The organism is Nitratireductor sp. ATLC21 (genome assembly GCF_057196525.1).
Map to the genome: position 1 here is coordinate 264104 of NZ_JBXUOU010000001.1, position 13758 is coordinate 277861.

Genomic DNA, 13758 nt, shown 5'->3' on the forward strand with positions numbered 1-13758 from the left:
AGCCGTGACGCATGACGTAACCAACCAGTCGCCTCCCATCGCCGGCACCAATGCCTGGCGCAGCGATCCCTTGCTGATGCAGGCGGCAGAGCGGTTCTCGGAACCTGTGCGCAAAGAACTCGATACGCTTGGCCGTTTCGTGCGCAATCAGGAAGCACTTGATCTGGCACGTCTGGCCAATGCCGAGACACCTCAACTTAGAACGCATGACCGATATGGAAACCGGCTCGATCTGGTCGAGTATCATCCCGCCTATCACGCGCTCATGCGCCGTTCGGCCGCAAATGGACTTCATTCTTCCATTTGGGAGAAGACGGAAGTTGAGGCGGGCCATCGTCATCAGATACGCGCCGCGCGCTTCTATCTGACCGCGCAGCTCGAATGCGGCCATCTGTGCCCGCTGACCATGACAAACGCCTCGCTGGCGGCGCTGATGGCGGACAACACGCTGTTTCGCCGGTGGGCGCCACGCGTGGCCGTCCGCAAATACGATCATTCGAACAAGCCCGTCGTGCAGAAAAGCGGCATCACCATCGGCATGGGGATGACAGAGAAGCAGGGCGGAACCGATGTGCGCGCAAACACCACCCGCGCCGAACGCCTTGAAGGCAAGATCTATCGCCTGACCGGGCACAAATGGTTCTTGTCAGCACCGATGTCGGACGCCTTTCTCGTTCTGGCGCAGGTCGACAAGGGGTTGTCCTGTTTCCTCGTTCCGCGCGTGCTGGAGGATGGCAGCGGAAACGGCCTGCATTTTCAGCGTCTCAAGGACAAGCTCGGCAATCGATCGAATGCTTCCTCGGAGGTGGAGTTCCACGGGACGATGGGCGAACTGGTTGGCGAGCCGGGTGGTGGTATCCGCACCATCATGGACATGGTGACGCTGACACGGCTCGACTGTGCACTTGGCTCGGCCGGCATCATGCGTGCGGCATTGGCGGAGGCCGTTCATCACACGCGCCACCGTCAGGTGTTCGGCACGCGGCTCATCGAGCAACCGCTGATGATGCGGGTGCTGGCTGACATGGCACTTGACGTTGCCGCGGCAACAGCGCTTGCGATGCGACTTGCGCGCTCCTTTGACGAGGCCGCCGACAGCCGCGGCGATGCGGCCTTCGCGCGCGTCATGACGCCGGTTGTCAAATACTGGGTGTGCAAGCTGGCACCCGCTGTGACCTATGAGGCGATGGAGTGCCTTGGCGGAAATGGCTATGTCGAGGAGGCACCGCTCGCCCGCCACTATCGCGAAGCCCCTGTCAATGCGATCTGGGAAGGCTCCGGTAATGTGATGGGGCTCGACGTCTTGCGCGTGCTTGAGCGCAACGCCGGGCTTTTTGACGATGTGCTTGGGATGATTGGCAGAGACCTTGGTGAAAAGGGCGGCGCAACGCTGGAGGTTCTGGCCGCCGCTGCCCGCGTCTGTCAGACCGACGAGGGATCGGCCCGCATCCTGACCGAACAGCTCGCGCTGGCGGCAGCCGCAGCCGAGTTGAAACGCATGGGTGCCGGACGTGTTGCGGATGCTTTCATCGAGACGCGTCTCGCAGGCCAGTGGCGCAGCACCTACGGAATGCTGGATGCGCGCCACGACGCGGCCTCCATCCTCGACGTGCTTTATCCGGAGGCGAGCTGAGCAACAACCGTTAGAACAAGCGGTATCGTGAAGAAGGCGAGCGCCGTCTGCAGCGTGGTGATGCTTGCGTAAAGTGGCGCATCGCCTCCGAGCTGCCGCGCGAGAAGATAGCCGTTCATGGCTGTGGGAACCGCCGCACAAAGCGCCAGATAATCGAGGGCCGGCCCGGTGACGCCAAAAGCGAGCGCCATCGATATCATGAGGGCCGGAAAGAAAATCAGTTTCAAGAAGGCAGACGTCCACAAGGCTGCCGGTGCAGCGAGGAAATCGCCCGGACGCAGGCTGGCGCCGATGGTCAAAAGCCCCATTCCGAGCGCGGCGCGACCGACGAGGTCCAGTGTCTCGTTCAAGGGCGGGTAGAGGCCGAAGGGCAAAAATCTCAGCACCACCGCTGCCGCCGCCGCCAGAATCAACGGGTTCCGCACGACATCCAGAAGGACCTTGGACCAGGATGCACCACCGTCGGCGAAGCGTGTGACCACGAACACCGACGCGATGTTGATGGGGATGATGATTGTTGCCATCACAAGTGCGACCACGGCCGCACCTTCAGGAGGAAAGAGCTTCTGGGCAACCGCCAGCGCCATGAAGCCGTTCCATCGAACTGCGGTCTGGAAGAGCGAGGAGTATTGACCATGCTTGATCAATCCGCTCGCTTTCAGAGCAGGCCACAAGGCCAGCACCAGAAGGATCATCCCGAGGACCGAAACCACCAGGGCCCCAAGCAGGGCGTCGAGCCTCAGTTTCGAAAAATCCGCATTGGCAATGGTGATGAAAAGCAGCGCCGGATAGAGGAACCAGTAGCAAAGCTGCTCCAGTCCCGGCCAGGTATCATCGCTGATGAGCGGCGTCCACCGTAGCGCATTTCCTGCAATGATGAGCAGGAAAATCGGCAGGGTGCTTTCGAAGATCGCGAACATGGGAAACCGGCAAGAGAAGGGATCTTATTGCTAGTGGCCGGCCACAAGTCTGTAAAGCCGGAGGGCCGCTCTCCGCACATGTGAAAGTTAACCTTAATGATTGGTAAGCGTTGCAGGGAGATTTGCGGCGGTTCAGTGTGACTTTCATCCGGGAACGAGACTCATGAACCGCACATTTTCAATCCTTCTGTCTGTCTACTGGGCCGTCATTTTCGGTTTGGCTTCGTGGTCAGCCGCGCAGGTCGAAGGCATTGTTGTGCCGACCGTTTCTTCGGGGGGGAATGGAGCTTGGCAATTCACGATGTTCTTGGGCCATCTTGGAATCGTGTTGGGCAAAGCGCTGGTTGCTGCGCTGTTCATATGGACCTTCCTCGTATCCGTGCTCGAAAACGGGGACAGGCGCGAGACGGCAAATGTCGCAGGCCTTGCCTGTGCGGCTGCTCTGGTCATGCTGCTTGTTGACGTATTTCATTCCGGGGTTGCTGCAAATGCAGCCGCCTTCTCGCCCTCCACCTCCACAACGATAAAATTCCTCGCTGTTCTGGCGACTCATCTTGTGCTGCGTCGGGAAGAGGCCTTTGCCGAACAGGAAAGATCTGTGCCGGCCACGTCGCCCATGTCGCGTGTCTCGACACTGCAGATTATCGACGCCGCACATGATGCAATGGCAACGCGTGTTGCCCGAAGACAGCGGCTGCACATCGCGCCGCCCGCCAACGATCATTGGAGCCCGTAATGCGTTATCTGCTGATCTTCTGGGCGCTCCCGCTCGGCCTGTTCTGGGGATGGTACGGACTTTCCTACCATGACATCAATTTCGGCCTGAGTTTTTTCAGCCGCGAGATGAATGATCTGCTGTTTCGGATCTATGGCAATATCCTGGGCATCGATCCGACCATCATTCCAGGCATGGTCGCCCGCGCCTGCGTGCTCGACAGCTTCATCCTTCTGGCCATCATCGCGTTCCGACGCCGGCGCGCCCTCTGGGCCTGGTTCAAGGAGAAGCGCTCCGCTTATCGCTCGGGGGAGGCAGCTCCGGAAGTGCGCAACCTGTCAAGCGCACCCTGAAGAATGAAGGCGGCGGCGGCCGAATCGATCCGCTCCGCCCTTTTCTTGCGTGACACATCCATCTCCAGAAGGGCGCGCTCGGCAGCGACGGTCGACATGCGCTCGTCCCAGAAGGCGGCGGGAAGGTCGGTAAGCCGCTCGAGATTGCGGATGAAGGCACGCGTCGACTGCGCACGCGGTCCTTCGCTTCCGTCCATGTTCACCGGCAGGCCGATGACAATCCCGCCCACATTGTCGCGCTCGAAAGTCGCAATCAGTGCTTCTGCATCCTGAGTGAACTTCCTGCGCATGATCACCTGCCGCGGTGTGGCAAGGGACAGGCCGCGATCGGAGACTGAAAGCCCGATGGTCTTGGTGCCCAGATCGAGGCCGGCCAGTGTCTGGCCTGCTTTGAGAAAAGCGGGGAGTTCCTGCAGGTCAACCACTGACAAAACTATCTTCTCCGATTAGGACTGAGGGATCGTTTTAGCGCCGCACCGGTTACACGGAAAGCAGCCGATACGCGATAGCCGCCCTTCAGAGGGTTGCGCGTTAGAAAACAAGGAGGACAATCCCATGAAGCTGACCTGGTATGGCCATTCGGCATTCCGCGTGGATGCGGGTGACGCTCACATCCTGATTGACCCGTTTCTGAGCGGCAACCCCTCCTGGAATGGTGGATGGGAGGAGCCGGCGGAAGGCGTGACCCATGTGCTGCTGACCCATGGCCATGATGATCACATCGGCGATGCCGTCGAAATTCTTAAAAAGACAGGCGCCATGCTCGTCGCCAATTTTGAGATCTGCATGTTTTTGGTGGGCAGAGGCGTCGACCAGAGCCGGATCAACCCCGGCAATCATGGCGGCACGGTCGATTGCGGCGGTTTTACCACCACCTTTGTCAACGCGCAGCATTCCTCCTCTTCCTCAGGCGAGGGCGGCACAAATACCTATCTGGGGAACCCTGCGGGTCTGGTGCTCCATTTTCCCAGCGAAAAGACGCTCTACCATATGGGCGACACAGACATCTTTAGCGACATGGCGCTGATTCACGAGTTGCATCAGCCTGAAATCGGTCTGGTGCCCGTCGGTGATCGCTTCACCATGGGAGGGGCGGTGGCTGCCCTTGCCTGCCGTCGCTACTTCAAGTTCGAGACGGTTCTTCCCTGCCATTTCGGCTCTTTCCCGATTATCGATCAGACGGCGCAGAAATTCATCGACGGCATGGAAGGATCGGGCGTGAACGTGCCCTCGCTCAAAGTCGGCGAGAGCATATCTCTTTAGCAAATCCGGTGCGTCTGAGTGCGTTGGCGGTTGCACGCCGCCCGCGCGCCGATTATAGCCGGGGCGCAGCCAATAAGCGCCTGGAGAAAACCATGTCCGTGGACATCGATACCGTGAAGCGTGTTGCGCGCCTTTCCCGCATTGCCGTTGACGAGGCCGATGCCGAGCGCATGACGGGCGAACTCAATGCCATTCTCGGTTTCGTCGAGCAATTGAACGAAGTGAATGTGGAGGGCGTCGAGCCGATGACCTCCGTCATTCCGATGGCGATGAAGAAGCGCCAGGACGGCGTTACCGACGGCAACAAGGCTGACGATATCGTCGCCAATGCGCCGGCCTCGGAAGACAATTTTTTCGTCGTGCCCAAGGTGGTCGAATAGAAGTCTCATCCGCTTCCAATCAATCGCGCCCTGAGGGGGCGCTGGATTTTCAGGGATTTTCACGGAACTTCCATGACAGAGCTCACCAAACTCACAATTGCCGAAGCGCGCGAGAAGCTGACCTCAAAGGCCTTCACCGCCACCGAGCTGACCGAGGCCTATCTTTCGGCCATCGATACCGCCAATGACAAGCTCAACGCCTATGTCGCCGTCACCCATGACCGAGCGCGCGCCATGGCAAAGGCGAGTGATGAAAAGATCGCGAAGGGCGAAGCTGGCGCTCTGGAAGGCATTCCGCTCGGCATCAAGGACCTGTTTGCAACGCAGGATGTCCACACCCAGGCAGCAAGCCACATCCTTGATGGGTTCAAGCCCAAATACGAATCCACAGTCACGGCCAATCTTTGGGCTGATGGGGCGGTGATGCTCGGCAAGCTCAACATGGATGAGTTCGCCATGGGCTCGTCCAACGAGACCTCCTACTATGGTCCGGTTATCAACCCGTGGCGCGCCGAAGGCTCCAATGCCGATCTCGTTCCAGGCGGTTCGTCGGGTGGGTCTGCCGCCGCTGTGGCCGCCTTCCTGTGTGCGGGCGCCACGGCAACGGACACGGGCGGGTCGATCCGCCAGCCCGCCGCTTTCACCGGAACGGTCGGCATCAAACCTACCTATGGCCGCTGCTCGCGCTGGGGCACGGTGGCCTTCGCCTCCTCGCTTGATCAGGCAGGGCCCATTGCGCGCGACGTCCGCGACGCGGCAATTCTCTTGAAATCGATGGCCTCTGTGGACGACAAGGACACCACCTCCGTCGACCTGCCGGTGCCGGACTACGAAGCAGCCATCGGCCAGTCAGTCAAAGGTCTGAAGATCGGCATTCCCCGGGAATACCGTATGGAGGGCATGCCCGAAGAGATCGAGACGCTTTGGAAAAAGGGCATTGACTGGATGCGCGATGCAGGCGCGGAGATCGTGGACATATCGCTGCCGCACACCAAATACGCGCTTCCAGCCTATTACATCGTCGCGCCGGCCGAAGCCTCATCCAACCTGGCGCGCTATGATGGCGTGCGTTACGGCCTGCGCGTGCCCGGCAAGGACATTGCCGACATGTATGAGCAGACCCGTGCTGCCGGTTTCGGCCGTGAGGTCAAGCGCCGCATCATGATCGGCACCTATGTTCTGTCCGCCGGTTATTACGATGCCTATTACCTCAAGGCCCAGAAAGTGCGCACGCTCATCAAACGCGATTTTGAGCAGGTTTTCGATGAGGGCGTCGATGCCATCCTGACGCCGGCCACACCTTCGGCCGCCTTTGGCATCGCGGATCAGGATATGGCGTCCGATCCGGTGAAGATGTATCTCAATGATATCTTCACGGTCACGGTGAACATGGCGGGCTTGCCCGGCATCGCTGTGCCGGCCGGGCTCGACCCAAAAGGTCTGCCGCTTGGACTGCAACTCATAGGCAAGCCATTCGACGAAGAGACACTGTTCCGCACGGCGCATGTGATCGAACAGGCCGCAGGGCGTTTTGCACCGAACCGGTGGTGGTAGTTCGCATGGTGCGGTTTTGACCTAGAACAGGGGCCGCACCATGTTCCATCTCGTTTCTGCAATTGGCTGGCTGTTCCTTCAGCCCCTCAGCCTGGTCGCAATCATGATCGCGGTGTCGCTTCTCACCGCATTTCTCGGTTGGCGCCGCCTCTCGCTGGCAGCGAGTGGCCTGTCTCTTCTGGTGGTCGTTCTTTCAGCCTGGACAACGCTCGGAGCGCTGGTGCTCGGGCCGCTGGAAGATCGCTTTCACAAACCGGAGCCTGTCCCGGACAGGGTTGATGGCATCGTCGTTCTGGGTGGCGGGCTGGAAGGCTCCATCAATATGGCGCGGGGCGGCTATGAGCTGAACGCCAGCGGCGACCGCTTTGTGGAAGTCGCGATTCTCGCGCGCAGGTTCCCGCAGGCCAGGATCTTGATCTCTGGAGGGCAGGGCGCTGTTTTTCTCGCCGGGGAGGGCGATGCGGATACTGCACCGCGCCTTTTGAGCGCGCTTGGCGTGGCAGCGGAGCGCCTTGTTCTGGAGAACCGTTCGCGCGACACGTTTGAGAACGCAGTTTTTTCCAGAGAGCTGGTTGAGCCGGTCGCAGGTGAGACCTGGCTTCTCGTCACCTCAGCCTTTCACATGCCGCGCGCCGTGGGCGTGTTTCGCAAAGCCGGATTTCCAGTCACACCCTGGCCGGTGGATTACAAAACAGCGGGCAACGAAAAGCCGGGTCTGGCGGAAGACAACGCACTCGATTCCCTGCGAAACACGACCCTTGGCATACGTGAATGGATCGGCCTCGTAGCCTATCGAATGGCCGGTAGAACGGATGCACTTTTTCCTGGACCGAAGCCTTCCTCGCGGTGAGTCGAGGCCTCTCCCGGCATTGGGATGGTGCATTGCAGCAAAAATGTCCGCATTTCGCCACATCTGTTGAAAATTCCTTTATGGCCCCAAGTGCCTGATTATGCTGGAAAACCCTCGTTTTCTGGGGTTTCCGAACATTTTCCAGGTCGCGATTTTGCCGTTTTTGGACTTGCAGAAGCCTGCGCGGAGGAGTATCTCCCGCCTCCACAGATCGGCGATCGGGATCATCCCGTTCGGAGATTGAATTGAAAAAACGGGATATGCATGGACGATAGCGTTGAGAGATCCTGCTGGGGCGTAACCGCCAAAGCAGTGATCGGGCTTGCGGGAATCATCTTTCTGGCATGGCTCTTGATTGGCGCCGAAACGGCAGCGGTCGTAGCAACGGCAAGCTGAATTACTAGCAAAACCGCACAACATCGGTTCTTTAAAGTCGAAGGGCGCAGCGCAATCGCTGCGCCCTTTGCTTGTTTGGGGAAATCGCCTACATCATGCGATGTCGCAGTCGTGTCAGCGCACCTCTTCTTCATTGTCGAGAGGGGCCCACTGCGGGATTTCCTCATCTGGCCACATCCGGAGCCTTCGCCCATGTTCCTTTCCGTTTTCGACCTGTTCAAGATCGGCATCGGACCATCGAGTTCGCACACGATGGGCCCCATGACAGCGGCGGAACGTTTTCTGGCTGAGGTGGCCGGCGACGACTGGCCGCGCCCGGCCGGGAGTGTCGTTCACCGACTGGGTGTCAGCCTGCATGGCTCTCTTGCCTTTACCGGTGTGGGCCACGGCACGGACCGTGCGGTAATCCTCGGACTTGCTGGGTACAATCCTCTAACCGTCGACCCAGACCGCATGGACGAACAGCTCGCCACGATTGCTGCCGAGAAGATGGTCCGACCGGCGGGACATCAGCCGTACCAGTTCGATCCGCAAAGCGACCTCGTGCTCGACAAGAAAGAGGCTCTGCCCGGTCATGCAAACGGCATGGCATTCAACGCTTATGATGCGGATGGCAGGCTCCTCCTGAGACGTATTTATTATTCCGTCGGTGGCGGTTTCGTGGTTTCCGAGGAGGAACTGCAGACGCTGAAGAACCAGTCCAGAAAGCCTGAGGCCTCCGATGTTCCGTTCCCTTTTGCGAGCGCGCGCGAAATGCTCGCCATGGCGGCCGAAAGCGGATTATCGATCGCCGAGATGAAGCGGGCCAACGAAGAAGCACATATGACCCGGGCAGACCTTGATGCCGGTCTGGATCGTATTTGGCAGGCCATGGACGCCTGCATTGAACGTGGTCTTTCGCAGGACGGCATCATGCCCGGCGGCTTGAACGTGCGCCGTCGTGCGCGGCAGCTGCATGACAGGCTGGAAGAAGACTGGCGTCATAACCGCCCTAATCCTCTCGCAGCGAATGACTGGCTCTCCGTTTTCGCCATGGCCGTGAACGAGGAAAACGCCAGCGGCGGCCGCGTGGTAACCGCTCCGACCAACGGCGCGGCCGGCGTGGTGCCTGCTGTCATGCGTTACTGGCAGAAATTCCACGTCGACGCTGATGCCAACGGCATTCGCGATTTCCTTCTGACTGCTGCCGCGATCGGTGGCATCGTGAAGCACAATGCCTCCATCTCCGGCGCGGAGGTCGGCTGCCAGGGTGAAGTCGGCTCGGCTTCTGCGATGGCCGCGGCAGGCTTCGCCGCCGTGCTGGGCGGCACGCCTGCACAGGTGGAGAACGCCGCCGAAATAGCTCTCGAACACCATCTGGGCATGACCTGTGACCCGGTTGCAGGACTTGTGCAGGTCCCTTGCATCGAGCGCAACGCCCTGGGCTCGGTCAAGGCCGTCACGGCAGCGTCTCTTGCGGTGAAAGGTGACGGGACGCACTTCGTGTCGCTTGATGCTGCAGTCGAAACGATGCGGCAGACCGGTGTGGATATGAACGAGCGCTACAAGGAAACAAGCCTGGGCGGACTGGCGGTCAACGTCGTGGAATGCTGAGCGGCGTTCTACGCTGTGGAGGGGCAGCTATCGTGCTTGACCTTGGCCGGGCAGCGCCCGACATTTGAAGGATGGCACTCAACCTCATAAAATTGTGCGTCGGTTGCGAAAGCGTCGAGCAATTGCAGGACTGGATCGCGCTGCGTCTTCGAGAAAAGCAGGCGCGCGGGGAGCCTGCTGAACAGTTTCACACCACGCGCATGGTGCCGAAACGTGTGGCTGAGCTTACCGAGGGCGGGTCTCTCTATTGGGTAATCAAGGGCACGGTGCAGTGTCGGCAAAGACTTTTGGACATTCGGCCGTTCCGTGATGCAGAAGGTGTGTCGCGCTGTCATCTGGTGCTGGAGCCCAAACTGGTGCGCACTCAGTTTCAGCCACGCCGCGCGTTCCAGGGGTGGCGATATCTCGAGCCAAAGGATGCGCCACAGGATCTCGGCAGCGCCGGGGACGATGCAGAAATGCCTTTGGAACTGCGTCGCGAATTGACAGAACTCGGCTTGCTGTAGCGTCTCATCTGGCGCAGGCTGGCGATGAGCCTTGCAACCAGTTTGTGGACGCCCATCTTTCTTCTTATGAGCGAAAAGAAAACGCCCGCGCCGCGTCGCGCAGACACAAAACCCACCGACACCCGTTCATCATCGGGCGCCATCGATGCCTTTGTGCGGCAGGCGCGTGCCCTCGCGCCCGCGCGCGGCGCCGGCAACGGCCGGCTCATTCTCGCGCTGGACGCTACGATGAGCCGGCAACCCACCTGGGATCTTGCCTGCAAACTTCAGGCAGAGATGTTTGATGCCGTGGGCAAAGCGGGCTCGCTCAATGTACAACTCGTTTATTTCCGGGGTTTTGGCGAAAGCCGCGCCTCGCGCTTCGTGCGCGATACAGAGGCGTTGAAGACGCTCATGACAAAGATTGACTGCCGTGGCGGCCACACGCAGATCGGCAAGGTTCTGGCGCACGCTCTCAAGGAAACCGCACGCGAGAAGGTAAACGCGCTCGTCTATATCGGCGACGCCATGGAAGAGAGCGTCGACGATCTATCGGACAAGGCCGGGCGTCTTGGCCTGAGCGGCGTGCCGGTATTCGTCTTTCAGGAGGGGCATGATCCGATTGCTGAACGGGCTTTTCGCGAAATCGCCCGTCTGTCGAAGGGCGCATGGTTTCGCTTCGATGCGCGATCCGCGGCCGAGCTCGGTAAGCTCCTTTCGGCTGTGGCCGTTTATGCCACGGGCGGTCTCAAGGCACTGAGCGATCGCAACAGGCCCGAGGATCGCAGAATGCTGGAACATCTCCGCGGCGGCACAGACCAATGAGCTTCCCGTTCTTTTTCTTTGCACTACTGCTGCTTTTAACTCTGGGTAGTTTCGCTTTCTTGAATGCAAACCCGAAGCGGGTGGCCAACACGTTGCGGATCGCCGGCCCGACATTGCTGGCGCTTGCCGGTGTGGTGATGCTGTTTGCCGGCAGGGCAGGGATCGGCGGCATGTTGCTCTCAGCCGCGGTCGCCTGGTTTGGTTCTGCACGTTTGAAGATGGGGCAGGTCAAAAAGCCGGGACAAAAGTCAATCGTGCGCTCGGCAGCACTCGAGATGGAACTGGATCACGATAGCGGAGCGTTGTCCGGCTCGGTGCTTGCCGGCGGGCACGACGGGCGCCGGCTCGCAGATATGACACTGGAAGAGCTGCTTTCGCTCTATGCGGAGCTTGAAAGCGACGAAGAGAGCTTACGGCTTCTGGAAACCTATCTTGACAGCGAATTCCCCGCCTGGCGCGATGGCGCGCAATCGAATGGCGACCGGGGGGAGGGAGTTGCGCCGGGCGCGGGCCCCATGACCGAGGAGGAGGCCTATGAGGTCCTTGGTCTTGAACGAGGTGCGACCGTTGCGCAGATCAGAGAGGCTCACCGCCGCCTGATGCAGCGCCTGCATCCCGACATGGGAGGTACCTCGTCTCTTGCTGCCCGTGTCAACCAGGCCCGCGACGTTTTGCTGTCCGCTCATGAGTGAGTTCCCGGTACGCGCTACACTATCCTGACTCATCAAAAACTCCGGTCTTACTGCTGCACGGCGTAGCAGGAGATGCTCTTCTTCTTCAGAGACGCGCAGGCGCCCCATGCGTCGGACTTGCTTGCGAACCCGACAAACCGAGCGCGGTGGTAGGTCACGCCACCTTTCTCGAATGTCTCGGTAATCGGCACTGCGCTTGCAAGCACGGCGCCAGCCTTCTTCTCTGTTTCTGCAAGGAACATCAGCGCCTCATCCTCGCTGGGCATGGAGGCAACCTGAATGACCCAGCCGCCGATAGAAGATCCCGCACCCTGCGCTTCTGGCGCCGTTGAAGCCGTCGGCATGGGGTCGACTGCAGCGACCGGGGCACTTGGGCGCGGCACGGATGCATTGACGACTGCTGCGGCCTTGACCGGCTGCTCAGGCGCATAGGCCGTCAGCGTTTCCACTTCGGGACGTTCGGTCGGCAAGGGAACCTGTTTGCCCGGAATCATGGCAGCAAGCGCGGTGCGCGCACCGCCCGGAGCCTTGGCGATCAGCATGCGATCCCGTCCGGTCGACCCCTGATTCAGGTAGCGTTCGATAAGATCCGCCATGTGGGCATCGCGGCTGCGTGACGTGCGTCCGCCCATGACCACGGCGACAATGCTGCGACCATTGGCCTGCACCGAGCTTGCGAGGTTAAAGCCGGATGCACGCGTGTATCCGGTCTTGATGCCATCGACGCCCTTCACCCGGCCTAGCAGGCGGTTGTGGTTGCCATAGCGACGCTTTTTGTAAGTGAAGGACTTGGTCTGGAAATAGCTGTAATACTGCGGATAGTGCTCCCGCAGGGCGATGCTGAGCTTGGCCATGTCGCGCGCAGTCGTCTTCTGCTGGCTGTTCGGCAGACCATGCGCATTCTTGAACGTGGTCCGCGACATGCCGAGCTGGCGCGCCTTAGCGGTCATCATGGAAGCGAACTTGGCTTCCGATCCGCCGAGAAACTCAGCCACTGCGGTCGCGGCATCATTGGCGGAACGGGTTACCAGCGCCCGGATAGCCTGGTCCACGGTCAGGCTGTCACCGGGACGCAATGCAATGTTCGTCGGAGGTTCGGCGGCAGCGTTCCGCGAAACGGGAATGCGTGTATCTTTGCTGATACGGCCCGTCGAAAGCGCCTCGAAGATCATATAGGCCGTCATCATCTTGGTGAGCGAGGCGGGATACCGCGGAGCATCGGCATTTGATTCATAGAGAACCTTGCCGGTCTTCGCATCCATGACGATGCCTGCATATTTGGCGTTAGCAGAAGCCTGTTCTGCCGCGCCCAACATGACGATACCGGAAATGAAAAGTGCAGTGAGAATCTTGCCTGATAGCCGCACAAGATTCGCTCTACCCAACAACGCCTGACGCACGATTACACCCATTTGCATCTGGTTTCAGGCTGCGAGGCATCCCCACTCGCAGACCCATTTCCCATCACCCTATCGGCGGCGGCGTTACCAATCCGTTTATGGTGAGCTATTCGTTGACGGAATTTCTTAACATTGACTCGAAATTGAAGGATTGACCGGTCCGGATACCGGCTGGAATGAATGTCTGAACCATCCAGGGTGATGATGGCGTAGTTTTGAACGCAAAACCCCGTCACCCATATTGTCAGGAACGGATAAGGGCTTAAAATTGTCGCAAGGGTACCTACATGTCCCACGTAAGGGCTCGGCATAGGGAATGGAATTTTTGAATATCGGTGAAGCCATGCAGCACGACGTCTGGCGAATGCAGGATGGCGAGAAAGATGGTGACAGTTCCGATCGTGGAACTGCAGTCATCACGCGTACGAAAACCAAGACGAAGAAACCGAGTCTCTATCGTGTATTGTTGCTGAATGACGATTACACCCCGATGGAGTTCGTCATTCATGTGCTTGAGCGCTTCTTCAAGAAGGATCGCGAAGCCGCGACCAGAATTATGCTGCACGTACACAATCACGGTGTGGGTGAATGTGGCGTGTTCACGTTTGAAGTGGCTGAGACCAAGGTAACGCAGGTGATGGACTTCTCCCGCCAACACCAGCACCCGCTTCAATGCGTGATGGAAAAGAAATGAGGTAT

The 13758-nt window shown here is 59.5% G+C and carries 16 protein-coding genes; 13 read left to right on the forward strand and 3 right to left on the reverse strand.

What is annotated here, in order from left to right:
• The first annotated feature begins 4 nt into the window (after window positions 1-4).
• Entirely contained in the window at window positions 5-1633 is a 1629-nt protein-coding gene (locus AC2CHD_RS01260) for an acyl-CoA dehydrogenase family protein (protein ID WP_484552309.1), read from the forward strand.
• Here AC2CHD_RS01260 and AC2CHD_RS01265 read toward each other — a convergent pair.
• Window positions 1615-2553: an AEC family transporter gene (locus tag AC2CHD_RS01265; protein WP_484552310.1), complete on the reverse strand. Its 939-nt coding sequence runs from the start codon at window positions 2551-2553 to the stop codon at window positions 1615-1617. The two genes, AC2CHD_RS01260 and AC2CHD_RS01265, sit on opposite strands and share 19 nt — an antisense overlap.
• Window positions 2554-2716: 163 nt before the next feature.
• Here AC2CHD_RS01265 and AC2CHD_RS01270 point away from each other — a divergent pair, with 163 nt between their 5' ends.
• Complete coding sequence (locus tag AC2CHD_RS01270) at window positions 2717-3289, forward strand: hypothetical protein (protein WP_484552311.1); 573 nt, start codon at window positions 2717-2719, stop codon at window positions 3287-3289.
• Window positions 3289-3621 (forward strand): DUF6105 family protein, encoded by a 333-nt coding sequence (locus AC2CHD_RS01275; RefSeq protein WP_484552312.1) that lies wholly within the window; start codon window positions 3289-3291, stop codon window positions 3619-3621. The genes AC2CHD_RS01270 and AC2CHD_RS01275 overlap by 1 nt, the downstream gene beginning before the upstream one ends.
• Here AC2CHD_RS01275 and ruvX read toward each other — a convergent pair.
• Window positions 3567-4052 (reverse strand): Holliday junction resolvase RuvX, encoded by a 486-nt coding sequence (ruvX, locus tag AC2CHD_RS01280; protein ID WP_484552313.1) that lies wholly within the window; start codon window positions 4050-4052, stop codon window positions 3567-3569. The two genes, AC2CHD_RS01275 and ruvX, sit on opposite strands and share 55 nt — an antisense overlap.
• A 124-nt stretch (window positions 4053-4176) precedes the next feature.
• Here ruvX and AC2CHD_RS01285 point away from each other — a divergent pair, with 124 nt between their 5' ends.
• From AC2CHD_RS01285 to AC2CHD_RS01325, 9 genes are all read left to right on the forward strand, one after another.
• Window positions 4177-4884 (forward strand): metal-dependent hydrolase, encoded by a 708-nt coding sequence (locus AC2CHD_RS01285; protein ID WP_484552314.1) that lies wholly within the window; start codon window positions 4177-4179, stop codon window positions 4882-4884.
• 92 nt (window positions 4885-4976) lie between these two features.
• Window positions 4977-5264: an Asp-tRNA(Asn)/Glu-tRNA(Gln) amidotransferase subunit GatC gene (gene gatC / locus AC2CHD_RS01290; protein ID WP_292895473.1), complete on the forward strand. Its 288-nt coding sequence runs from the start codon at window positions 4977-4979 to the stop codon at window positions 5262-5264.
• 72 nt (window positions 5265-5336) lie between these two features.
• Window positions 5337-6818 carry an Asp-tRNA(Asn)/Glu-tRNA(Gln) amidotransferase subunit GatA gene (gene gatA, locus AC2CHD_RS01295; protein ID WP_484552315.1) on the forward strand — a complete coding sequence of 494 codons (1482 nt, stop codon included), beginning with the start codon at window positions 5337-5339 and terminating at the stop codon, window positions 6816-6818.
• A 40-nt stretch (window positions 6819-6858) separates the two neighbouring features.
• Window positions 6859-7668: a YdcF family protein gene (locus AC2CHD_RS01300; RefSeq protein ID WP_484552316.1), complete on the forward strand. Its 810-nt coding sequence runs from the start codon at window positions 6859-6861 to the stop codon at window positions 7666-7668.
• A gap of 264 nt (window positions 7669-7932) precedes the next feature.
• Complete coding sequence (locus tag AC2CHD_RS01305; RefSeq protein WP_484552317.1) at window positions 7933-8064, forward strand: hypothetical protein; 132 nt, start codon at window positions 7933-7935, stop codon at window positions 8062-8064.
• 192 nt (window positions 8065-8256) lie between these two features.
• Complete coding sequence (locus AC2CHD_RS01310; RefSeq protein WP_484552318.1) at window positions 8257-9657, forward strand: L-serine ammonia-lyase; 1401 nt, start codon at window positions 8257-8259, stop codon at window positions 9655-9657.
• Between the two features lie 71 nt (window positions 9658-9728).
• On the forward strand, window positions 9729-10163 hold the full coding sequence (locus AC2CHD_RS01315; RefSeq protein ID WP_229446965.1) for a DUF1489 family protein: 435 nt from the start codon (window positions 9729-9731) through the stop codon (window positions 10161-10163).
• Window positions 10164-10229: 66 nt separating this feature from the next.
• Window positions 10230-10967, forward strand: coding sequence for a vWA domain-containing protein (locus AC2CHD_RS01320; RefSeq protein WP_484552319.1), 738 nt, complete (start codon window positions 10230-10232; stop codon window positions 10965-10967).
• The gene (locus AC2CHD_RS01325; RefSeq protein ID WP_484552320.1) at window positions 10964-11659 is read left to right on the forward strand and encodes a DnaJ domain-containing protein; all 696 of its coding nucleotides are present in this window, start codon (window positions 10964-10966) and stop codon (window positions 11657-11659) included. The genes AC2CHD_RS01320 and AC2CHD_RS01325 overlap by 4 nt, the downstream gene beginning before the upstream one ends.
• Before the next feature lie 47 nt (window positions 11660-11706).
• On the opposite strand, the gene AC2CHD_RS01330 is transcribed toward AC2CHD_RS01325, so the two are convergent.
• Window positions 11707-13071: a serine hydrolase gene (locus AC2CHD_RS01330; protein ID WP_484553183.1), complete on the reverse strand. Its 1365-nt coding sequence runs from the start codon at window positions 13069-13071 to the stop codon at window positions 11707-11709.
• A 352-nt stretch (window positions 13072-13423) separates the two neighbouring features.
• On the opposite strand from AC2CHD_RS01330, the gene clpS reads away from it, so the two are divergent.
• A complete protein-coding gene (gene clpS, locus AC2CHD_RS01335) occupies window positions 13424-13753 on the forward strand; it encodes an ATP-dependent Clp protease adapter ClpS (protein ID WP_229448042.1) in 330 nt (109 codons plus the stop codon).
• Window positions 13754-13758 lie beyond the last annotated feature (5 nt).